The sequence below is a fragment of the Kosakonia sp. SMBL-WEM22 genome, assembly GCF_014490785.1.
GTDB lineage: Bacteria > Pseudomonadota > Gammaproteobacteria > Enterobacterales > Enterobacteriaceae > Kosakonia.
This window is the reverse complement of sequence record NZ_CP051488.1, coordinates 1627341-1649180: the sequence shown is the minus strand read 5'-3', so window position 1 is coordinate 1649180 and position 21840 is coordinate 1627341. Positions and strand designations below refer to the sequence as shown.

At 45.1% G+C, this 21840-nt stretch carries 19 protein-coding genes; 9 read left to right on the top strand and 10 right to left on the bottom strand.

Annotated features, from left to right (window positions below):
- The first annotated feature begins 25 nt into the window (after positions 1-25).
- The 3 genes from HF650_RS07875 to fhuB are packed head-to-tail and all read left to right on the top strand — an operon-like array spanning position 26 to position 3673.
- The gene (locus HF650_RS07875; protein WP_057521453.1) at positions 26-820 is read left to right on the top strand and encodes an ATP-binding cassette domain-containing protein; all 795 of its coding nucleotides are present in this window, start codon (positions 26-28) and stop codon (positions 818-820) included.
- Complete coding sequence (fhuD, locus tag HF650_RS07870) at positions 810-1727, top strand: Fe(3+)-hydroxamate ABC transporter substrate-binding protein FhuD (RefSeq protein ID WP_057521454.1); 918 nt, start codon at positions 810-812, stop codon at positions 1725-1727. Before HF650_RS07875 ends, fhuD begins: the two co-directional genes overlap by 11 nt.
- Positions 1724-3673: a Fe(3+)-hydroxamate ABC transporter permease FhuB gene (fhuB, locus tag HF650_RS07865; protein ID WP_057521455.1), complete on the top strand. Its 1950-nt coding sequence runs from the start codon at positions 1724-1726 to the stop codon at positions 3671-3673. Before fhuD ends, fhuB begins: the two co-directional genes overlap by 4 nt.
- Here the strand turns inward: fhuB and HF650_RS07860 are convergent.
- Entirely contained in the window at positions 3656-4447 is a 792-nt protein-coding gene (locus HF650_RS07860) for a helix-turn-helix transcriptional regulator (RefSeq protein ID WP_140212131.1), read from the bottom strand. The two genes, fhuB and HF650_RS07860, sit on opposite strands and share 18 nt — an antisense overlap.
- An 86-nt stretch (positions 4448-4533) precedes the next feature.
- Here HF650_RS07860 and HF650_RS07855 point away from each other — a divergent pair, with 86 nt between their 5' ends.
- Both HF650_RS07855 and HF650_RS07850 read left to right on the top strand, forming a co-directional pair.
- Positions 4534-5721: an MFS transporter gene (locus HF650_RS07855; RefSeq protein ID WP_159420237.1), complete on the top strand. Its 1188-nt coding sequence runs from the start codon at positions 4534-4536 to the stop codon at positions 5719-5721.
- A gap of 100 nt (positions 5722-5821) precedes the next feature.
- Positions 5822-7027 carry an MFS transporter gene (locus tag HF650_RS07850; RefSeq protein ID WP_057521467.1) on the top strand — a complete coding sequence of 402 codons (1206 nt, stop codon included), beginning with the start codon at positions 5822-5824 and terminating at the stop codon, positions 7025-7027.
- Positions 7028-7078: 51 nt separating this feature from the next.
- Here HF650_RS07850 and HF650_RS07845 read toward each other — a convergent pair whose 3' ends face one another.
- On the bottom strand, positions 7079-7444 hold the full coding sequence (locus HF650_RS07845) for a transcriptional repressor (RefSeq protein WP_057521458.1): 366 nt from the start codon (positions 7442-7444) through the stop codon (positions 7079-7081).
- An 88-nt stretch (positions 7445-7532) separates the two neighbouring features.
- On the opposite strand from HF650_RS07845, the gene HF650_RS07840 reads away from it, so the two are divergent.
- Positions 7533-7925 carry a transcriptional repressor gene (locus HF650_RS07840; RefSeq protein WP_140212130.1) on the top strand — a complete coding sequence of 131 codons (393 nt, stop codon included), beginning with the start codon at positions 7533-7535 and terminating at the stop codon, positions 7923-7925.
- Between the two features lie 130 nt (positions 7926-8055).
- Here the strand turns inward: HF650_RS07840 and HF650_RS07835 are convergent, their stop codons facing one another.
- The 3 genes from HF650_RS07835 to HF650_RS07825 form a co-directional block, all read right to left on the bottom strand.
- Positions 8056-9222 (bottom strand): MalY/PatB family protein, encoded by a 1167-nt coding sequence (locus tag HF650_RS07835; protein ID WP_187801881.1) that lies wholly within the window; start codon positions 9220-9222, stop codon positions 8056-8058.
- Between the two features lie 81 nt (positions 9223-9303).
- Positions 9304-9684, bottom strand: a complete 381-nt coding sequence (locus HF650_RS07830; protein ID WP_202979823.1) for a RidA family protein — start codon at positions 9682-9684, stop codon at positions 9304-9306.
- 177 nt (positions 9685-9861) lie between these two features.
- Positions 9862-10536: a PAS domain-containing protein gene (locus HF650_RS07825; RefSeq protein ID WP_140212128.1), complete on the bottom strand. Its 675-nt coding sequence runs from the start codon at positions 10534-10536 to the stop codon at positions 9862-9864.
- Positions 10537-10806: 270 nt separating this feature from the next.
- Between HF650_RS07825 and HF650_RS07820 the strand changes: the two genes are divergently transcribed.
- Positions 10807-12258, top strand: a complete 1452-nt coding sequence (locus HF650_RS07820) for a Na+/H+ antiporter NhaC family protein (RefSeq protein ID WP_140212127.1) — start codon at positions 10807-10809, stop codon at positions 12256-12258.
- 48 nt (positions 12259-12306) lie between these two features.
- On the opposite strand, the gene HF650_RS07815 is transcribed toward HF650_RS07820, so the two are convergent.
- A complete protein-coding gene (locus HF650_RS07815; RefSeq protein ID WP_057521463.1) occupies positions 12307-13101 on the bottom strand; it encodes a helix-turn-helix transcriptional regulator in 795 nt (264 codons plus the stop codon).
- A 100-nt stretch (positions 13102-13201) separates the two neighbouring features.
- On the opposite strand from HF650_RS07815, the gene HF650_RS07810 reads away from it, so the two are divergent.
- Positions 13202-14383, top strand: coding sequence for an MFS transporter (locus HF650_RS07810; RefSeq protein ID WP_057521464.1), 1182 nt, complete (start codon positions 13202-13204; stop codon positions 14381-14383).
- Positions 14384-14484: 101 nt separating this feature from the next.
- Here the strand turns inward: HF650_RS07810 and HF650_RS07805 are convergent, their stop codons facing one another.
- Both HF650_RS07805 and HF650_RS07800 read right to left on the bottom strand, forming a co-directional pair.
- The gene (locus HF650_RS07805) at positions 14485-15888 is read right to left on the bottom strand and encodes a glycoside hydrolase family 1 protein (protein WP_140212126.1); all 1404 of its coding nucleotides are present in this window, start codon (positions 15886-15888) and stop codon (positions 14485-14487) included.
- A gap of 11 nt (positions 15889-15899) precedes the next feature.
- Positions 15900-17762, bottom strand: a complete 1863-nt coding sequence (locus HF650_RS07800) for a beta-glucoside-specific PTS transporter subunit IIABC (protein WP_187801880.1) — start codon at positions 17760-17762, stop codon at positions 15900-15902.
- A gap of 707 nt (positions 17763-18469) precedes the next feature.
- Here HF650_RS07800 and HF650_RS07795 point away from each other — a divergent pair.
- Positions 18470-18766: a helix-turn-helix transcriptional regulator gene (locus HF650_RS07795; protein ID WP_130053515.1), complete on the top strand. Its 297-nt coding sequence runs from the start codon at positions 18470-18472 to the stop codon at positions 18764-18766.
- Positions 18767-19175: 409 nt separating this feature from the next.
- Here HF650_RS07795 and HF650_RS07790 read toward each other — a convergent pair whose 3' ends face one another.
- Together HF650_RS07790 and HF650_RS07785 are read right to left on the bottom strand one after the other, a co-directional pair.
- Positions 19176-20216, bottom strand: coding sequence for an aldo/keto reductase (locus HF650_RS07790; protein WP_187801879.1), 1041 nt, complete (start codon positions 20214-20216; stop codon positions 19176-19178).
- 100 nt (positions 20217-20316) lie between these two features.
- Positions 20317-21840 (bottom strand): efflux transporter outer membrane subunit, encoded by a 1524-nt coding sequence (locus HF650_RS07785; RefSeq protein ID WP_187801878.1) that lies wholly within the window; start codon positions 21838-21840, stop codon positions 20317-20319.

The following is a 21840-nucleotide window of genomic DNA, read 5'->3' as shown; positions in this document are numbered from 1 at the left end:
GCACCTGCCCGCTTTACAGGGTCTGATGAACAATACGATAAAACATAATGCGCTATTTCTATTGTCAGAAGCAGCATTTCAAATTAACGGACAACAATTATTATATCCATCCTCGGTCACTATCCCAGGCGGGGAATTTAACGCCCTGATAGGACATAATGGCTCGGGTAAATCAACGCTGCTCAGGCTATTTGGCAAACATCTTTCTCCTTCAACGGGTAGTCTTATATTTCAGGGACGTCCTGTCGAGCAATGGGGACATGCTGAATTTGCGCGCGAAGTTGCATACCTACCTCAGCACCTCCCTTCCGCACAGGGCATGACAGTCAGGGAGTTGGTTTCATTAGGACGCTATCCCTGGCATGGCGCACTGGGCCGATTTACCCAATACGATATGCAGAAAGTTGATGAAGCAATCGCTGACACAGGACTGTCACGACTCTCTAAGAGGCTGGTTGACTCTTTGTCCGGCGGTGAAAGGCAAAGAGCATGGATTGCGATGACTCTTGCACAAGACACTAAATGTCTTTTACTTGATGAGCCGACCTCAGCGTTGGATATTGCCCAGCAGTCTGAAATATTGTGTCTGCTAAAAAAATTATGCCATCTAAAGGAAATCACAATCATCGCGGTACTGCACGATATAAATATGGCAGCCCGATATTGCAGTAATCTTCTCGCGCTTAAATCCGGACATTTAATTGCTCTGGGTTCACCCGCTGAGATTGTTACACCGGCGTCATTAAATACTATTTATGGTATTCAGATGGGTACCTTTTCCCATCCGGTTGAAGGGCATCCTGTCTGTTATGTTCAGTAATAACCCCTCCCCTGCAGTGGCAGATTTTAAACGTCGGCAATTTTTAAAGTATCTGGCTGGCTTATCCTTATTCCTGGGGTTACCTGCGGTCGGTAAAAGTCCCGCTCCCTCGCGCGATCTGCAGCGAATAGCAGCCACAGAATGGCTGGCTGTTGAAATGCTTCTGACGCTGGGTGTTATGCCCTTTGCTGTATCAGAAATTGAGAATTACCGATCACTGGTTAAGGAGCCCGTCTTGCCTGATGGCTCCACCGAACTCGGTTTAAGAACAGAGCCAAATACGGAACTTTTAGCAGCGATGCAACCCGATCTTATCGTTTACGCGGAAGGTTACGGCCCTTCACCGTCAGTATATAACTCGATTGCCCCATCCTTTGGTCTTGTATACAGCGATGAAAATGGCAGACCGCTCACAACGTCCTGCCAATCCCTGACGGCGCTCTCTGTCCGATTAGGTCGATACGACAGGGCGAAAGCAATAATTGCTACCATCGAGTCAGAAATCTCTGCACTGAGGCTTAAATATGCTCAAAAGAAAAGAAGACCACTACTTTTAATGTCGCTTGTTGACCAGCGACATGCTCTGGTTTTTGGACAAAATAGCCTGTTTCTTGAGGTTATGAGCAAAGCAGGTATTCCGGGAGGATGGCAGGGAGAGACCAGTTTCTGGGGAAGTGCGGTCGTTGGGATAGAACAACTAATAGGTCTGCAAGAAACCGAGGTTATTTGCTTCACTGAAAATGATGATACAACAATGGCAAACCTTGCAGATACCGCACTCTGGAAGATGATGCCTTTTGTAAAAGAAGAGCGTTTCAGACGGGTGCCCGGTATTTGGTATTACGGAGGTCCAGTCACAGCGCTGCGCTTTTGTCATCTGCTTGATGCAATTCTGGAGGAGATATGATTTCTCTTCGCTTATCCGCCTTACCCGTCGCGCTGATAACGGCCAGTATCTTAGTCATTTTCAACGTAAATCACATTTTACCGATAGAGTTGTGGGCTGCTTACAGTCCTTTTAATACACATTACGCGGTTGAAATAACCTTACTTCAGTACAGTTTTTTACCCCGTTCAGCGATGTCTGTGATGATCGGTGCAGGGCTTGGGCTGGCCGGTCTGCTTTTCCAGCAGGTGCTACGTAATCCTCTGGCAGAACCCTCAACACTAGGTATTGCTAACGGGGCTCAGCTAGGCATGACAATGGCGACTCTCTGGGGTTGTAATATAATTTCTCCAGGTACGGGTTCGCTCCTTGGCGCTGTTTTTATGGGGGCTGTCATCGCGTTTATGACGCGAGGAAAACAGCTTTCTCCGGTAGGGTTGATTCTTATAGGGTTAGTCCTGACCCTTTACTGCAGCGCTGTCAGCCAACTGATTGGTCTGTATTTTCACGAAAGATTACAGAGCGTTCTTCTGTGGGGAACAGGTTCGCTGACGCAAACTGACTGGGCAGTCGTCCTGCGCCTGATTCCGCAATTGTTGATTTCTTTCATCATTATTCTGGCGCTACATCGGCCCCTGACGTTACTTGGCATGGATGAAATGATGTCCAGAAACCTGGGGCTTAAGCTTCAGCTCATACGGCCCTTTGCGCTTCTGGTAGGCATATACCTTACGGCTACTCTGGTGACATCTGTTGGCATCATTGGATTCATCGGGCTATTTGCGCCTCTGATTACAAGGCTACTTGGTGTTAGACGTCTGGTAACGCTGATCTTGACGGTGCCAGTAACCGGCGCGCTGTTGCTTTTCATTTCGGATCAAATCGTCATTTTACTGGCATCTTACTGGAAGGAGATCCCTACTGGCACTGTCACGGCCGTTGTTGGTGCACCAGGGCTCATTTTATTACTTCCCAGGCTCAAAGAGCGTATGTATTCAACAGCCGGGGAATCTGAAAACTATTCAGCTTCCAAAAGAAGCCTGAAAAAATGGCTTTTGTCAGGTGTAATTATACTTTCAGCCCTGACGCTATTAGCATCAGGGCTGGGGAAAAATGCTGACGGCTGGGCCTGGGCTACAGAATCCGTGCTTTCGTTCCGAATCCCCCGGGTACTTGGCGCGTTTTCTGCAGGAATCATGCTCGCCCTTGCTGGTTGTATTATTCAACGCCTGACCGGAAACCCGGTAGCCAGCCCGGAGGTCATGGGCGTAAGTACCGGTGCGGCAGCAGGTATGGTGATTGGAATGCTGGCATTTCCTGGAAACATAACAGCCTGGTATTTTCCTGCAGCCTGTCTGGGTTCAGTGGCTACGCTGATCATTGTTACCACCATAGCTGGTATCAGAGATTTTTCCCCCCAACGTATGATGTTAACCGGGATGGCACTAAACGCTGCATTTCTGGCTTTACTAATGCTTATGATTTCAGGTGGCGATCCCAGAACCTCCATGCTGCTATCGTGGTTTGCGGGTTCAACATATGGTTTAACGGCTGAAAAAGCTATTAGCGTGTCTCTGGCTGCGCTAATGCTTACCTTTTGTATTCCGCTGGTTCATCGATGGCTGTCATTACTTCCATTTGGCGGGGTTGTTGCGCGTTCATTAGGAGTGCCCCTGTCACTGAGCCGTCTCGCGTTAATGTCACTTGCGGCTGTGCTAACCGCCCTTTCCACTTTCATTGTCGGCCCACTAAGTTTTGTCGGCCTTATGGCTCCGCATATTGCCAGATATCTGGGCTTCAGGAGAGTGACGGGACAGTTGGCAATAGCAGGCCTGGCAGGAGCCAGTCTGATGGTCGTATCAGACTGGGTAGGTAGAATGGCTGTGTTTCCATGGCAATTACCTGCGGGCTTAATCGCGGCATTAGTTGGCGTTCCATTCTTTTTATGGCTAATTCGAAGCCGCTGATTCAAATCGGAAATAGCGCGATGGCGTAGTGCCAAACATCGCCCGAAAAGAGGCAATAAAGCTTGAGGATGATTCATAGCCTGCCTCAAGTGCGACTCGGGTGACATTTTCACCGTAAGCCAGCCTTTCGACGGCGAACAGCATACGGTGACGGTGTCTCCATGCGCCAAAAGATAGATGCGTTTCCTTTGAGAAAAGGCGCTCAATCGTACGTGCACTCGCCCCCACTTCGCGAGCGAGCACGTTAAGAGGATCCCGGTTTCCGGGGTCTTTTTTTAAGAGCTCTACCACTCTCAGCGCGCGCTCATCTCTGGGAAGATTCAAATCAAGCGGAGAGAGATCAAGCTTTTTGATCTGGTCGATCAAGACTGCAGAAAGCCTGTATTCAGGCGTATTAGTTTCATAATCCCAGGCATGTTGGGAACAGGTTGCAATCAACTCCCGTACCAGGGCGGTGACCTCAACGACACAACATTGCGCAAAGTTAGTGAATGGATAGATAACTGGGTCAATATAAAGAATATTGATTTCTGCCGGGCGCTTGACCGTAAGTGCATGCTTAGTGCCGCCGCTGATCCATAGCGCACGACTCGGTGGCAAGATCCACTCCCCAACAGCAGTAGACATATGAACCACCCCACGGGTGGCATAAATCAATTGATGCCGCTGATGACTATGTTGTGCCGTTGTGTAAGGTTCACAAATTTCTGTCTGACCTACGATCAGAGCAGCAGCATTATCAGGGTTAGCTGAATTTTGGCGATTTATCGACATATTTCGTCATAACAGATGAATTTTACCAAGCATACAATACGTAGAATCTGTCCTCAATCGAAATGATTATCAGGAACAGAATGATTATGAGTCAAAATGAAAGCAACGTTGATAGCATCAACGACGCTCAGCTTGCTAAAAAGCTGAGTTCCGCGAAATGGTCTACACGTGTAGCATTTTTTATAGCAGGTTTTAGCCTCTCCTGCTGGGCACCTTTAGTACCTTATGCTCAACAACGGATCCATGCTGATTCTGCCATGTTGGGTTCAATTCTTCTTTGCCTGGGACTTGGTGCCGTGGTTGGTATGCCTACTGCGGGTGGGCTCGCAGGTAAAGTCGGCAGCAAAAAAATAATCCTTGCGGGTGCGTGTGGTTTATTTATTGCTTTGCCATTACTTGCAATGGTTTCTACACCAATAGCACTGGGCCTGACCTTGCTTCTTTTCGGAGCGTCGATTGGCGCAACGGACGTCGCAGCTAACATTCATGGCACTGAAGTACAGAATGCAGCTGGCCGTCCAATGATGTCTGGCTTTCACGGCTTCTACAGTATCGGCGGACTTGCGGGCGCAAGCTTTGTTACGTTACTGATTGCTTCAGGACTGGATATCAAAATCGCCGCTGGTGCAGCCGCGCTGGTTGTATTGATTAGTATCTCTTTAGCTGCATCGGGTTTTTTCACCAACCGCTCGACAGAAGATCATCCACTTTTCGTGGTGCCAAAAGGCAAGGTTATTGGGATCGGTGTGCTCGCAATGATTATTTTCCTTGCGGAAGGAGCCATGCTTGACTGGGGAGCTATCTTCCTGATTCAAGTGAAAAACGTGGCAGCTGGTGTGGCAGGAACAGGATATGTGGTGTTTGCAATCGCTATGGCGTTAAGCCGCTTTATCGGCGACCGCGTGGTTACCATTATGGGTGAAAAATCCATGCTCCTTTCTGGAGTGGTATTAACCGCTATTGGTATCTACCTTGCGACTGTTTTCAACACTTACGAGTGGGTTCTTGCTGCAATGGCAGTGGCTGGTTTTGCTGCCGGTAATGTCGTCCCTGTACTGTTTTCTTTGGCTGGGCGTCAAAAATCGATGCCAGCAACACTGGCTATATCAGCAGCAAGTATTCTCGGGTACCTGGGGGTATTGCTTGGGCCAGCGTTGATTGGTTATGCAGCGCATTTTATTGGTCTGACGAATGCTTTCATTTCACTCAGCGTCGTTGTTCTGCTTTCAGCTTCCATAGTTACAGTAGTTATGTCGAAAACAGAAGATAACTAAAAGAGTTTCAAAAACTGATTGTCACAGCCAGACGGCCTGATAGGAATCAGGCCTTCTGGTATTGTCATGTTAAACACCATGCCTCTTCGGAAACATGTTAATGAATTCAAGTAAAACCGTCACTGCCGATCCAGTACACATTCCTAAAATAGCGAAGACGTCATTCAAAATATTGGGGGCAATAAGCGCAGCTCATTTATTGAATGACATGATACAGTCGCTACTCCTGGCTCTGTATCCATTGCTACAGCCTGAGTTTTCACTCAGCTTTGTGCAGATTGGCCTGATTACATTAACGTTTCAGGTCACGTCTTCCCTGTTGCAACCTCTTATTGGCATTTATACTGATAAATATCCACAACCGCGTTCTTTACCTGTCGGGATGGGATTTACACTGGTAGGTCTGATTATGCTCTCATTAGCTCAAACCTATCCTGAAATACTGATTGCGGCTGCTTTAGTAGGTACCGGTTCTTCTGTATTCCATCCCGAATCGTCAAGAGTAGCAAGAATGGCTTCAGGCGGCAGACACGGGCTGGCTCAGTCACTATTCCAGGTCGGGGGTAATCTTGGTAGCGCTTTAGGGCCCTTACTGGCTGCAATAATTATTGCACCGTACGGCAAAGGTCATGTGGCATGGTTTGTGCTGGCAGCCTTGCTAGCTATGATTATTTTAATGCAGGTTAGCCGATGGTACAGGGTACAGACTAAAAACACAGGGCCTGCAAATGCTGCACGTGAAATATCACCTTTCCCGACAAAAACGGTTATCACTGGCATTAGTGTCTTGCTGATATTGATATTTTCCAAGTTTGTATACATGTCAAGCTTAAGTAGTTACTACACCTTCTACCTCATCAACAAATTTAATTTGCCTGTGCAAAAGGCACAGCTCTATCTTTTTGGTTTTCTGTTTGCAGCTGCAGCCGGAACGGTAATTGGAGGGCCACTAGGGGATCGCTTCGGGCGGAAAAAGGTTATATGGTGTTCAATCCTGGGCGCTGCGCCATTTAGTCTTTTCCTGCCATATCTGAACCTGGAAATGACCTGCTTATTTACAATAATAATTGGTCTGGTACTTTCATCTGCATTTTCAGCAATATTAGTATTTGCTCAGGAACTTGTACCTGGCCGCATTGGTATGATCTCGGGTTTGTTCTTTGGGTTTGCATTTGGCATGGGGGGACTTGGTGCTGCAGGGCTAGGTATTATTGCTGATCATTCTGGAATCGACACGGTCTTCCAACTATGTTCTTTCTTGCCTCTGATTGGATTAATGACAGTATTTTTGCCAAAGAAAGAGTGAACTAAAAAATATGAGGCAGTACGTTGACACGTTCTGCTTCATATTCTGACTCTACTTAAGAATTAAAGATATTTCATAATCCAGCATTTTCGCATCAAGCTCAGCGGCAATTTGGCTTATTAAGATATCAAGTCGAGCATCAGTAAGTTCAGTGATCTTTCTTGGATAGATGTAAGAGATATGCTTACTCCTTTTTATTTTTTTGATTTCATAAAAAGCATCGCTAGATAAAGTTAGTACTTTTCTTAGCACTCCTTTATGTACCAGACGCCTGAGTATATTATACACGGTAGACTGCGCTATTTTATTACTTGATTGCAGAGAATTATAAACATCCATGGCTGTTAATTTTTCCTGTCCAGCCATATCGATGGTATTTACAACCGCAACCTCTTGAGCATTTAAATTTCTTAACATAACAACACCTACTGAAAGAATTAATTTTAGCAAATCATAAAATGATACTCAAACCGAATCAACCCACTAAAAGCAAGTGAAAATTAAAATGAAAAATGCGACAATACATGATCAAATGATACTGAAAGTAATCAATGAACTAGATACAGAAGATTTTACCGTTACTGAAATATTCAAATTTTGCTTAGCAAAAGGATATGATATACCACAATCAATGATATACAAAGCGGTCGTAAACCTTGTTAAATTAGGAAATCTACAAAAAATAACAAGTAATGAAAGATCTTGTCGCTACGAAAAGTGTGACGAAGGTAAAAATGTAAAAATAATTTGTACTAAATGTCATAAAGAACTTAAGATTCGTGACAAGCGAATAGATGGGTTGTTACTTACGATAGCAAGTGAAAATGAGAGGAAAGTTGCAGAAAGCAATCTGAAAATATATGTATCCCATATCAGCCACATATGTCAACATGACTAAAGTCATAATGACCACATTCAGACTTGATGACTTGACGCTTAAATCAAAAGAACCTTATTATTTAAATCAAAGCAATGGAAAATTATATAATGAATGGATACTGGCTCAAAGGAGCCAGTATCCATGAGTATCATCGTATTAAGTGAAGAGAATGGTTTATTCTATCCATAACCTCTACAAGTACCTCTCTGGGACATGCAGGATTGATGCGTATAAAATTGGCACAGTTTTCCCCGTACTCTGAGCCAGCAGAAACTAATACATTAGCATTCTCAAGGAAATATGATTTGAGATCAGAACCTTTTATTTTGGTTTGACTGCAATCGATCCAGATAAGGTATGTACCTTCAGGATAAATTACGTTCATCTCAGGTATGTTACTTTCGATATATTTAATAACAAAATCTACGTTCCCCTTGATATATTCAAGAGTATTATCCAGCCACTCTTCTCCCTTTTCGTATGCAGCTTTGAAACCAACGTTAGCAAAAATATTTGGTCGTTTACTGTCACGAGAAAGTAGTTCTTTGGCAAATTTGGCACGTAGATTTTCATTAGAAATCACATTAACAGATGTTTGCAAACCTGCCATATTAAAAGTTTTTGTTGGCGAAAGGCAGGTTACCGTTATATCTGCAATTTCCTGGCTTAAGGACGCAATAGGGATATGTTTATGTGGCTGATAAACCATGTCGCAATGCACCTCATCGGATACAATCAGGACATCATTTTTCAAACAAATATCTGCAATCTTTGTCAACTCTTCCTTAGTGTAAACCCGGCAAGAAGGGTTTTGAGGATTACAAAGCATAAAAATTTTGGCTTTAGGATGTTTAGCTTTTTCCTTTAAATCATCAAAATCAATATGATATTTACCATCTTTCAAAACCAGAGGGTTGCTAACTGGAATTCTATCGTTTGTTACAGTCAGTTCATTTAATAAATAAAACGCCGGCGTCTGGAAAATAACATGATCTCCGACTTCGGAAAATGCTCTTACCGCTCCCCCCATACCCGCGATAACCCCAGGGGTATAGCTAAGCCATTCCTCTTTAACTTGCCAGTTATAACGCTTATTACACCAACGAATGAACGAACTGTAATAACCTTCCTGAATAATAGAGTAACCAAACACCCCTTTTTCTGCCACTTTTTTTACTTCAGCAACTACAGCGTCGGAGGTCATGAAATCCATATCTGCAACCCCTACAGCTATGGTTTCACCATCTTTAATACCAGCCCATTTCATAGAAGACGTATTTTTACGATCTATTTTTTTATCGTAGGTAGATAACATATTCTTAATCCTATTAAATGAGGTCACGTTATCCTTCCCAAATCAATTATGAAGACGAATAAAATAACCTCTTAGTTGAATTTAAATGATTGCGATTAGTTCTACTTCGCATTTTACATTTTTAGGAAGTGTTCTAACGGCAACGCATGAACGGGCAGGTTTACTTATAAAATACTCAGCATAAATTTCATTAAATTTAGCAAAATCATCCATATCAGCTAAAAAACATGTAGTTTTAAAGACCTTTTCAAACGAACTACCAGCTTCCTTTAGAATTGCAGAAAGATTTCGCATCACCTGAAGAGTTTGCTCTTCAATACCGCCTTCAACAATTTCACCTTTAATAGGATCAAGTGGAATCTGGCCTGATGTATGCAGGCAGTCATTTACAATCACTGCTTGGGAATAAGGACCAATAGCTAAAGGAGCAAGGTCCGTATGTAAGTGTTTGATAATATTCATTGAATGAGCCTCATGTGTTCACCTAAAGAACAAACTACAGCATTAAAAAAGTTTAGTCAATGAAGTAAAGTATCGTAACGTCACATTTCTAACATGTTTTATAACGGCTGCGAGACACGCCGAAATCCAGAGTGAATGCCCCTTTGAAATCCGAGGCATGCTCATATAAAGAAATATTTACTGGGCTTGCTTGCTACAACTTCTTATGTGTAAATATACAGTATTTTTAGATATTTTGAGATCGCTGGCAATGATGTGAACGGCATCTTTCAATTCGAATATACCTCTTTCATAAAGAAGAGATATTATAGTTTTATTATGATTTGAAGCTGTAATTTTATCATTATTATGGACTTCAGCTTTAGCGACATCCAGTGCTGATGTAATTAGGTACTCTGAATTAGTTGCATAGTTTTCATTTATAGGCTTGATTGTTTTCTCATCAAAAATATTAAAAAATCCACTCAAAAAATCATGCAGCGGGATACTTAAATGAAAGTTAATACAAAGTAGACCTATAATTTTGCCGTTAGAACCGGTGATTGGTAAAGTCGCTGATTTTATTGGGCTCCTACAGTTTTGATTATTGACATAAACCATGTTTTTATTGTTATCGCCACTTTTCTTTATTTCCTTGAGTAATTGCATTGCTACATCAGTAATGGGGGCCCCCTCTGCCCTGTTTGAAAATTGTCCGTTCACAACTTTGATTGCAGATCTATCAAGATCTTCCAAACTGTGTAATACAAATTCAAATCCGTCACCTAAAAACAAAGACAAACCATCTAAAATAGACTTATAAGAATTAAGTATGGAATGGTCGTTATGGTCAAACTTCACATTATTTTTCATAGCATAACCTTTGAGGGAAATATTTTACGTGAGATTTTAATATTCAAAGGATGACATTGCAATTTTACTTTTTTCCTTCAAATTTGAAAAATGGGATAGGCATCACACAAGGTGAACTTTTCTTCATTGACTAAACAAAAGTAACGTGAGATGGTTTTCACATGCTCCAGATAATCGAAGGAATATGTGTTCAGAATCTTTTAGCCTCGAGCTTACAAATGAATCCCTACTATCGATGAGTTACGTTCATATATAATTCCAGGAGTACGCATGATGATAACCATCAACAAAAAAAAGAAAAAGCCTACGCTGGGCTATGCCCTTTTCACGCTCGGTGCATTAGTTATATATATAATAGCTGCACTGGCAGTGTTCAAAATCCCTATTATTATTGCGCTATTCGCATCATGGCTAGTGCTAACCCCATTTGCGTTAAGATTAGGTTATACTATTGCTGAAGTAGAGGGGACTGTTTATGAAATGTTGAAGTCCGGAGTGTCTGTTTTCGCGCTCCTTCTGTCAATTGGTTGTATGGTCGCTGTTTGGCTATGTGCCGGAACTATACCTACATTAACATATTGGGGGCTAAGTCTGGTTACTCCTCAAATGTTTTTAGTTATTGCATTTTTATTTTGCACTATAGTTTCTATTGCAACTGGCAGCTCATGGGGTACGATGAGTACTGCAGGTGTAGCCATGTTAGGTGTAGGTCTAGGCCTTGGTATTCACCCTGCTATAGTCGTTGGTGCTGCCGTATCTGGTGCACATGTTGGCAACTCATTATCACCAACTGCTGATAACTGTTTGCTTGCAGCCAGCACTTCAAAAGTTGATTTAATGGTTTTAGTAAAACAGAATGCCAAGATCATTATTCCTGCAGTAGTAATGACAACTATTTTATATATGTTTTACGGCTTCACCTATATTGATACTGCGTTACAGCCAGATACGATAAACAGCATCATGGGTGACCTGAATCATTTAATGAAATTATCTCCAATCACATTACTGCCATTGATCGTCATTGTTGGTTTATTGATCTTTAAACAACCTGCTTTGACTTCAATTCTTGTGGGAAACCTGGTCGGCTTATTGATCGCAGTTCTGTACCAAGGATTCTCCGTAGCAGATGTTGGAAAATTTATGGCTGACGGTTTTGTGATCGCCACAGGTAACCAGTACCTGGATCCAATACTTAACCGTGGTGGTATTAGCAGCATGCTATCTTTAGTCAGCATGATTATCGCCTCGCTCGGTATGGGAGGAATACTGAAAGGTACTCAGATACTTGATGTTATCGTAGAATCTTTCAGCAAAGTTATAACTTCACGCTTTGGACTTACTACTGCGACTACCATGGGTTGCGTGTTATGTTTGGCGGTAGTTTCAACTAACTATTTCTCAATTATCCTCAATTGTACGCTCCTAACTCCTTTATTTGTAAAATTAGGATATAAACCTGAAAATGCGACCCGTATCATTAATAATCTTAGTGCCTGTCTGGCTCCTTTTGTGCCATGGGGTTTAGCGGGTTTGTTTGTAACAGCCACATTTAATATAAACGTTATTTCAGTAATACCTTTCATGTTCTTTAATATCATTGCATCTGTATTGTCCGTTTTATATGGGTATTTTGGGATAACAATGACCAAAATTGAAGCAAGCGATGGAGCTAATATTAATTTGCATGATGTTTCAACTGATGCTAATGCTCAAAAATAATTAAATCATTGCACTGGCAGACATCTGCCAGTGTCATGCTATTGATTATCAATTTAAATCACGATCCGCAAAGTACCTCCCTGGTGGTTTGCCTGCTAATTTTTTGAACATTGTGATAAAAGCATTTACTGAATCATAACCCAAATCATTGGCAACTCTTTGAACAGTGTCTCCCCTGGATAGATTTCTCATAGCAATATTTAAATGTAATTGCCGATGCCATTTCCCGAAAGTTAATCCTGTTTCTTTAACTACTAATCTGGATAATGTTCTGCTGCTCATACTAAGAAATTTGCTCCACTCAGTCAAAGTTCTTCTGTCTGAGGGATCTGCGAGCCATGCATCTATTATCTTCGTTAACCTCGGTTCTTTAGAAATAGGCAAACAGAAATTTTCAATAGGCATTTTATTCAGTTCTTCAAGGAGGACGGAAGCTTTAAGAAACGTCAAGCTACCCTTTACATAGTCTGATGACTGTTCAGTGATATCTAAAATTAGTTCACGCACCAATGGAGAAACGGAGATAGTGCAACAGTTAAGAGGTAATTCCGCAGTATACACTGGATCAATAAAGAGCATACATAGTCTGACATCTGTAGTAGCACGAATACTGTGTGGCATATCACCAGGGATCCAGACACAACACTGAGGCGGAACCATCCAGAGTTGATTTACAACCTCGCAAGTTACAGCGCCTGAGAGTGACATCACAAGCTGACCATGTCTATGCACATGAAAAGGCAGTATTTCATCCATGGATATACCAATTTTCATGCCTGCGACAGGACCCAGGCAATCATTTCCATCAAAATCCCATAGTTCAGGTGTTCTTGCTGGTTTCATAAACTTGTCCATTTATAGGTATAGAAAGTCATTATATCTATATTGTCTCACTGTAGAAATTGTTACCTTAGGCCAACTTTTATACATGTAGAGACTATTCATGAAACAAAATCGTCTGGCGGCGCAAGTTAACAAGCCAGCTTTGATATTTATCAGCTTGTTGGCAATTGCAACGACTCTTAGAGCCCCAATACTGGGTGTAGGCCCTCTTGTGCAAACACTCCAGTCAGAATTATCATTAACAAGTACTATGGCAGGTTTCATAACGGCATTCCCTCTCATAGCGTTAGGACTGATTGCTCCTTTCGCAGGAAAACTGTCCCGATACATTGGTTTTGAAAAATCAATTGTGATAGCGCTGCTTATTATGATCGTTGGCGTTTGCGTGCGCTCTGCAGGACAGGAATGGCAATTATACTTTGGGACAGTGTTGATCGGCGTTAGTATCGCGATTGGTAACGTTCTGCTCCCCGGAATGGTGAAACGTGATTTTCCTAACAAAATTGCTAAAGTTACCGGCAATTATGGAATGGCTATCGGGCTTTCAGCTGCTTTAACATCAGCAACAGCTGTGCCTCTGATGAACTATTTTGGATGGCAGACCGCGCTGGCATGCTCGTTGATTTTCCCTGGCATTGCGCTACTTCTAGTGACCTTAAGAATAGGCCGGGAAGGTAATCAATCTCCCGTAACAACTTCCCTTGGGAAGAGCAACAAAAACGTTTGGTCCTCGATCCTAGGGTGGCAAGTGACCTTATTCATGTCACTGAACTCCATAATATTTTATGCAATTGTGACCTGGTTACCTTCTATTTTAACGGACGCAGGTAACACCAGAGAAGCGGCAGGATCTATACATGGCTTTATGCAACTTGCCTCAATCGTGCCTGGGTTAGTCCTTGGTCCAATTGTTGCCAGAATGAAGGATCAACGTATTGCTGCGGCTCTTCTGAGCATTCTTCAGTTAGTGGCGCTGGGCGGATTTATTTATCAGCCATCTTTTGCGTTTCTTTGGGCTTTTATGTTTGGAATGGGAAGTGGGGGAGCATTGATCCTTTCACTGATGTTCATCGGTCTCAGAACATCCAGCCCACAAGAAGCCGCATCACTATCAGGTATGGCTCAGTGTGTGAACTTCCTGATTGGAGCATTTGGACCTGCCCTGGCTGGTAAAATGTTTGCACTATCAGGAAGTTGGCTCTCAACGTTGTACGCAGGGATTTTATTGGCTGCAATTATGGCACTAGTTGGTATCTTTGCAGGTAGAAATAAGACAATCTGAAACGCTCACCTTAACCCCGCTCGTTTGAGCGGGGTTTACTCCATCAGGCTTCATGGTACCGCCTACAGCAACCAGAAGGCTCAACCATCTACTCTTTTAAATCACATTTTGGGAACCAGCGTTTCTCCGTTACTGCGAATAACATCACGGTACCAATAAAAACTTGCCTTGCGGTAACGAGCAAGATCACCATGTCCTTTATCATCGCGATTAACATAGATAAATCCGTAACGTTTACCTAGTTCTGCCGTGGAGTTGCTGACTAGATCAATAGGGCCCCAAGATGTGTACCCCATGACGTCGACACCGTCTTCTATTGCTTCGTATACCTGGTACAGGTGGTTGTTCAAATATGAAATACGGTAATCATCATCTATAGTGAAGTCATCTTTAAGAGTGTCTTTTGCCCCCAGACCATTCTCGACGATAAATAATGGTTTTTGATAACGATCCCACAGGATATTTAGCAAGATCCGCATCCCCGTCGCATCAATAGTCCATCCCCATTCAGAGGATGGAAGTAAAGGGTTTGAAATCATGCTAAGTATATTCCCACGCGATTTTTCAATAATCTCGTCATCCGTGCTGGCACAACCACTGTTATAATAGCTAAAGGAGATAAAATCGACCGTATTCGTCTTAAGATGCTCACGATCTTGTTCTGTTATATCCAGTTCAATCATGTTTTCACGGAAAAAACGCAGCATATAACCGGGGTAGCAACCCCTACTCTGAACATCACCAAAGAACAACCAACCGCGATTTTCTTCCATAGCTTTAAGAACGTCGTCCGGGCTACAGGTAAGCGGATACAATAGTCCTCCCAGCAGCATGTTACCGATTTTTGCATCGCTAATAATTTCATGGCATTTTCCTACCACGATAGCGCTGGCCACCAGTTGATGATGGATCGCCTGATATATTTCAGACTGACTGCTGCCTTCCGGTAATCCAACACCAGTCAAAGGTGCGTGCAGAGACATATTTATCTCATTGAATGTTAACCATAACTTAACTTTATCTTTATAGCGCTCAAACACTGTCTCTGCATATTTGACAAAAAGGTCAATAAGAAGCCGGTTTCCCCAGCCATGGTAACGCGTGACTAAATTCCACGGCATCTCGTAGTGAGATAGCGTCACCATAGGGGTAATCCCATGGCTAAGTAACTCATCGAACAACCGATCATAATGAGCGAGACCGGCTTCGTTTGGAGTTTGTTCATCGCCATCAGGGAAAATCCTCGCCCATGCAATGGACACTCGCAGACAGGTAAACCCCATTTCGGCAAATAGCTTTATATCTTCCGGATACCGGTGATAAAAGTCGATGGCAACATCTTTGATACTGCTAACGTTTTCTTTACGCGCTATCACTCCACCAAAAATACCTTTAGGCTGAACATCGGAGGTTGAGAGTCCTTTTCCGTCCTGATTCCATGCCCCTTCGACTTGGTTTGCAGCGATGGCACCACCCCAGTAAAAATTATCCGGAAATCTTTTCATTTTATCCTCCATCATTTATTGGCGCTCATTAAGAATGCGTTACAGGTCACTTTATCTTCTTCCGTCAGACGTATCGCGTTGTAACTATCACTATTGTTAATCAATACTGGTGTATCCAATAAATATCCTGCCTTCTGAATAAAATCGATATCGAATTCAAGCAAAAGCTCTCCAGCTTTGACGCTATCGCCAGATTTAACATGAGCAATAAACCCTTCACCATTCAACCTGACCGTATTTATACCGACATGAATTAATAATTCGACACCATCATAACTAACCATGTTGATTGCATGTTTAGAACTGAACAGGGATGAAATTACGCCATCAAATGGCGCAACAACTTTACCTGATGTTGGAATAATCCCTACACCTTGACCTAATAATCCACTGGAAAAAGTGGGGTCATTAACCTCGGAGATGTTGATAATTTTCCCAGTTAACGGGGATTGAATAATTATTTCACTATTGTCATTTTTATCTATCATGACCTGTTCTGCCTTTGGCAAACCAAAAAACAGCGTCAGGACAGTGGAAAGTATCAGCGATACAAGCGTACCGATAATAGCTCCCCATACCGTCATATCCATACCGGTAGGCGGGATCATTTGTGCAAGGGTAAAGAAGCTGGTCAGTCCAAAAGAGTAAATACTGCCGTGGAAGCTGCCGACTATCATCCCACCAATAGCGCCAGCAATACATCCGAAAATAAATGGTTTTCTGTTCGGTAGGTTGACACCGTATACAGCTGGTTCTGTAATGCCGAATATAGCTGCACTCACTGCTGAACCTGAGAGCGTTTTTAGCTTCGGATCCTTTGTTTTGAGAAACACACCTAAAGCTGCACCCAATTGTCCTACAACAGCAGGCACCAGCAATGGCTGCATAATGTCATGACCCAACACAGTGACATTGTTGAGCATCACGGGTACAAGACCCCAGTGCAGGCCAAACATAACGCAGACCTGCCACAACGCCCCCATTATGATACCCGCAACAGCTGGCGCAAACTCATATGCAGCCAGGAAGGCTTTCGCCATTGACTCGCTAAGCCAGGTAGCAATGGGACCGATGAGTAAAAAAGAGAATGGTACGACAACGGCTAGTGCAATAAACGGTGTAAATAAATTTTTTACAGCTGACGGCAGTATTTTATTACAATTCTTCTCGACAAGACTGCTGAGCCAGGATGCGAAAATAACGGGTATAACTGAACCAGCATAATTAATGTATGTAATTGGGATACCAAAAAAGGTGTCTGACGTCCCCCCCAACTGTAGCTGAGCATCAAAAGCCGAAATCATGCTTGGATGCATTAAAGCGCCACCAATCACCATGGAAAGGAACGGAGAACCACCGAATCTTTTACCCGCCGTATAACCCAGCACCAGAGGAAAGAAATAGAACAAAGCGTCCCCGGCAGCTGAGAAAATCTTAAAGGCTCCACTTGATTCAGACATTACTCCACAGACCACTGAAAGGGCTAGTAGACCTTTCAGTATACCTGAGGCAGCAAGTACACCCAAAAAAGGCGTAAAAATGCCAGAAACTACGTTAACTAGGCGGCTGAATAAGTTTTCTTTTGATTTATCACCATTGTCCTCAACATTATCAGGAAGTAACTTGTCCGTGGCCCCTAAAGCCTCAATTGCCTGAAACACCTCGGAAACATTGTTACCGATGACAATCTGTAGTTGGCCACCACTTTCAACAACCATAATTACATCTGCATGATCATGAAGCTCTTTTTTATTAGCATTTGTGTTGCTTATCAATTCAAAACGAAGTCTTGTTGCACAATGGCTAACACTTTTAATGTTTTCACGCCCACCAACACCATTAATTATGAACTCTGCAAGTGACTGATATTTCATAGGAGTTTTACCTTTCAGAAAACAAAAAAAACCCACCCAAACCAGTTAGAACTGGTTCGAAGTAGGTTTTGCCTGCATATGCAGTAACAATCCAATCTGTCACAAAAAAATAAGTTTAAGGAATGCCTTTAAAGTTTTCACTTTTAGGAAACTTATTATTTCTGTCAAATAGTTTATATACCAGTTGTTATTTAAAAAAAAGGTAACAAACTTAAGTTGTCGTATTATCACTATATAACGTCGATTTATAAATACTTACCTGAAACACGATAAGGAATGCAGTGAACCATGCTCTGCTCGATTTTCACATGAAAGAAAAGCTAACTTAGCTCAAGGTATGTAGCGGACTAAAACGGAAGTTCGCGACCCAACAACTACAGGACTAACATTGAGATGTCCTCAACGACAGTAATCAGGTCACCCCACCAAGGCTTAGCGGCAGATGCTCCTTTCCTTACATACTTGCAGTGGTATCTCCCTTATTAAAAACTTAAGTAACTCGGCAGCGATAGACATTTTTCCTACCATCTGTATTGCCCCGCTTCCCCATCTAAGAAGTACCATTCATGGCGTTCTCTGGCGTCAGGTTAGCTTATCTATTTTCAACACCCTATGATGTGTTAATCTACTTTAACAGCTCATAGGGTGTATTTTAAAAAAACAGCTTATAGGGTGTATCAATTCTTACTAAAGCGATCATTTGCATGATGACAAACGTTTACCCTGTTAAGACACTCAGTCACTTACGTCCATTTCTCATAGGTTTTCGCAAATCGCGAGGACTGACACAACGAGCAGTTGCTGAACAGTTAGGCGTGTCACAACAGACATATGCTCGTCTTGAAGCCAACCCTGCCAGCGTAAGTTTTACACGCCTGTTCAGGGTATTTACTGTACTTGGAGTAGAACTAACTCTCTCCTCGGAGCCATGTTACACAAGGATAAGTCACTCAAAAACAAAAAGTGATTTTAAAAATTCGCCTGCCAGAAAGGAGAAATGGTAACGATATGAACCGAGCAAAGTAGTATTAACGTGATGCCTGAATGGCGTACAAGCAAGGCGTTATCCCTCATTCAGCGAATGCGGGCTTGTATTGCGTACGCTCAAGCCCTTTATACTCACAAATGCACACTTAGCCCGCACTTAACCTTTGTGAAATCTTGCTGCGATTAGAGTGCTTTCAGAAGTGCGTCCGGCGAACCTAATACAAAAAAAACCATAACAATCAATAGATAAAAAAAATAGTCGCATAACTTAGTTATGAACATTTCGATTAGTTACATAACTTTAATATGACATAACAGACGCTTTTCGAAAGAATTGTGTGAAACGGGAGAGATGCGCGGTGCAAAGTGCAACAGACCGGATAGCGTTAATGCTTCTCCGGCCTGTGCTTTATATCTGAGGGTAAATTACTGCTGATTCAATTGATTACGGCGATATTCGCCCTGGCGCTCCAGCATCCAGCCGGGGTATTCGGCTGGCAGCGCGCTGACGGCATCAAGCTGTTTAAGCTCCTCGTCACTCAACGTAACGGCGGTTGCAGCGAGGTTATCGTCCAGCTGCTCCGGGCGTTTCGCACCGATTATCACGCTGGTCACCGCCTGCTGGTGCAGCAGCCAGGCGAGCGCGATTTGCGCCACGCTGACGCCTTTGCTGTCGGCGATAGCGCGCATCACATCCACGCAGTCAAAAGCGCGATCTTTATTCACCGGCGGGAAGTCAAACTCCACCCGGCGACCGCCCGCTTCGGCTTTGCCATCGCGGCCATATTTGCCGCTCAGCAGGCCACCCGCCAGCGGGCTCCAGACCATCAGGCCGACATTTTCGCTCTGCATCATCGGCACCAGCTCGCGCTCCAGATCGCGTCCGGCAATCGTGTAGTAGGCCTGTAACGAAGCAAACCGCGCGAGGCCCAGGCGCTCAGAGATGCCCAGTGCTTTGGCAATCTGCCACGCCGCCCAGTTGGAGACGCCGATATAGCGCACATGCCCGTGCTGCACCAGCGTATCGAGAGCGTAGAGCGTCTCCTCCATTGGCGTCGCCGGATCAAACCCGTGCAGCTGGTAGAGATCGATATGATCGAGTTGCAGGCGCTTGAGGCTCGCTTTCACGCTCTGCATAATGTGAAAGCGCGAACTGCCGCGCGAGTTGACGCCTGCGGTGCCGGTTTCACCAAACACTTTCGTTGCCACCACCACATTCTCGCGCGGCACCTTCAGGTTTTTTAACGCCTGGCCGGTGATCTCTTCCGAGCGTCCCCCGGAGTAAACATCGGCAGTATCAATAAAGTTGATCCCGGCATCGAGGGCGCGGCCAACCAGCTCTTCAGCCTGTGCCTGCTGTAGCTGGCCGATTTTGCCCCACATATCCTCCTGACCGCCGAAGGTCATGGTGCCGAGGCAGAGTTCAGAAACAAACAGTCCGGTATTGCCCAGTTTTTTGTAGCGCATGGTAGCGTCTCCTCATCGGTTGTTTGACGCAATCAGTTATACGCTCCGTGCCTGCGCGGCGAATGTGGGGATCCTGCCTGTTTCTTGCCCAATCCTCTGATTATCCGCGCGGCGCGTCGCCAAAGACGTTGTAATCCGGCATCTGCACATTCTGGTACGGCTCCCAGCCGCCGCCGAGGGCTTTATAGAGCGCGACGAGATCGAGGCTGCTCTGCACCCGCGCCTGCTCACGCTGCTGGCTCGCCTGCGCCAGCTGACGCTGGGCGTCGAGCACATCAAGGAAGCTGGCAATCCCTTTGCGGTAGCTGTCGCTGGCGAGCGAGAAGGCGTTTTGCAGCGCCTCCAGCGTCTTATCGAGGCTCGCTTCACGCTGCTGATCGGCGCGGTAGCTGACCAGCGCATTCTCGACGTCATTCAGCGCACTGAGCACCGTCTGGCGATAATTGAGCACTGCAGCACCCTGCTGCGCGCGCGCCAGCTTGACGCTCGACACCAGCCGTCCGCCCTGGAAAATAGGGATCGAGACCTGCGGACCGAAGCTGTAGAAGTGGCTGCTCCAGTCCGTCAGCCAGTTGGTTTCGCTATTGCGCAGACCAAACTGGCCGCTGAGCGTCAGGCTCGGGAAGAGCTGCGCGACGGAGACGCCGATTTGCGCGGTTGCCGCGTGCAGCGTCGCTTCCGCTTCGCGCACGTCCGGGCGACGGCGCGCTAAGGTAGATGGAATGCCGGTTGGCACCACGTCCGGCAACGCCGGAAGCGGCTGCGTGCCGCGCAGTTCGCTATCCAGCGCGCCCGGTGTTTTGCCGAGCAGCACCGCCAGCGCGTTCATCGCCTGGCGCTCCTGCGCCTGGTACTGCGGCAGCTGCGCTTCGAGGTTCGCCGCCTGGGCGCGGGCATTCTCCACATCCAGCTGTGGCGATAACCCGCCCTGCTGGCGGTTTTGCGTCAGGGTCAAAGTCTCCTGCGCACTCTGAATCTGCGTATTGAGCGAGGCGATGATGCTCTGCGCGCCGCGCAGTTGCAGCCAGGCGCGCGCCACTTCCGCTTCCAGCGACACCAGCGCGTCGTTGCGCTGCTCAATCGCCTGCTGCTGCTGGGCGGTGGTGGCCTCGACCTGGCGGCGCACTTTGCCCCACAGATCCAGCTCCCACTGGGCATCAAAGCTGCCCTGGTAGAGATTGACCGGCTGGGTTAACGCGCCGAGCGCACCGCTGACCGCCGGGTCAGCATTCTCCAGTTGGCCGTAAACATCATGGGATTTCAGCTCCCCTTCCAGCCCCAGCTGCTGGCGCGTTGCCTGTAGCGAGCCATTCACCGCCGGCAGAAATGCGCCGCCTGCCTGGTTGATCTGCTCACGGGCACCGGCGATGCGCAGCACCGTTTGTTGCAGGGATAGATTCCCGGCAATCGCCCGTTCAATCAGGCTATTAAGCTGCGGCGAGTTAAACGTAGTCCACCAGCGTGGGTTAACCGCCTGCGGCGTCGCCCGGGATTTCACCGACGCATCACCCGGATCGTTCCAGCGCGCCGGGGTTTGTGGCTGCGCGGGCTGGTAATCCGGCCCGACCGCGCACCCGGCAAGGCACAGTGACAGAAAGGTAACGGGAAAATGACGCCATGCCAT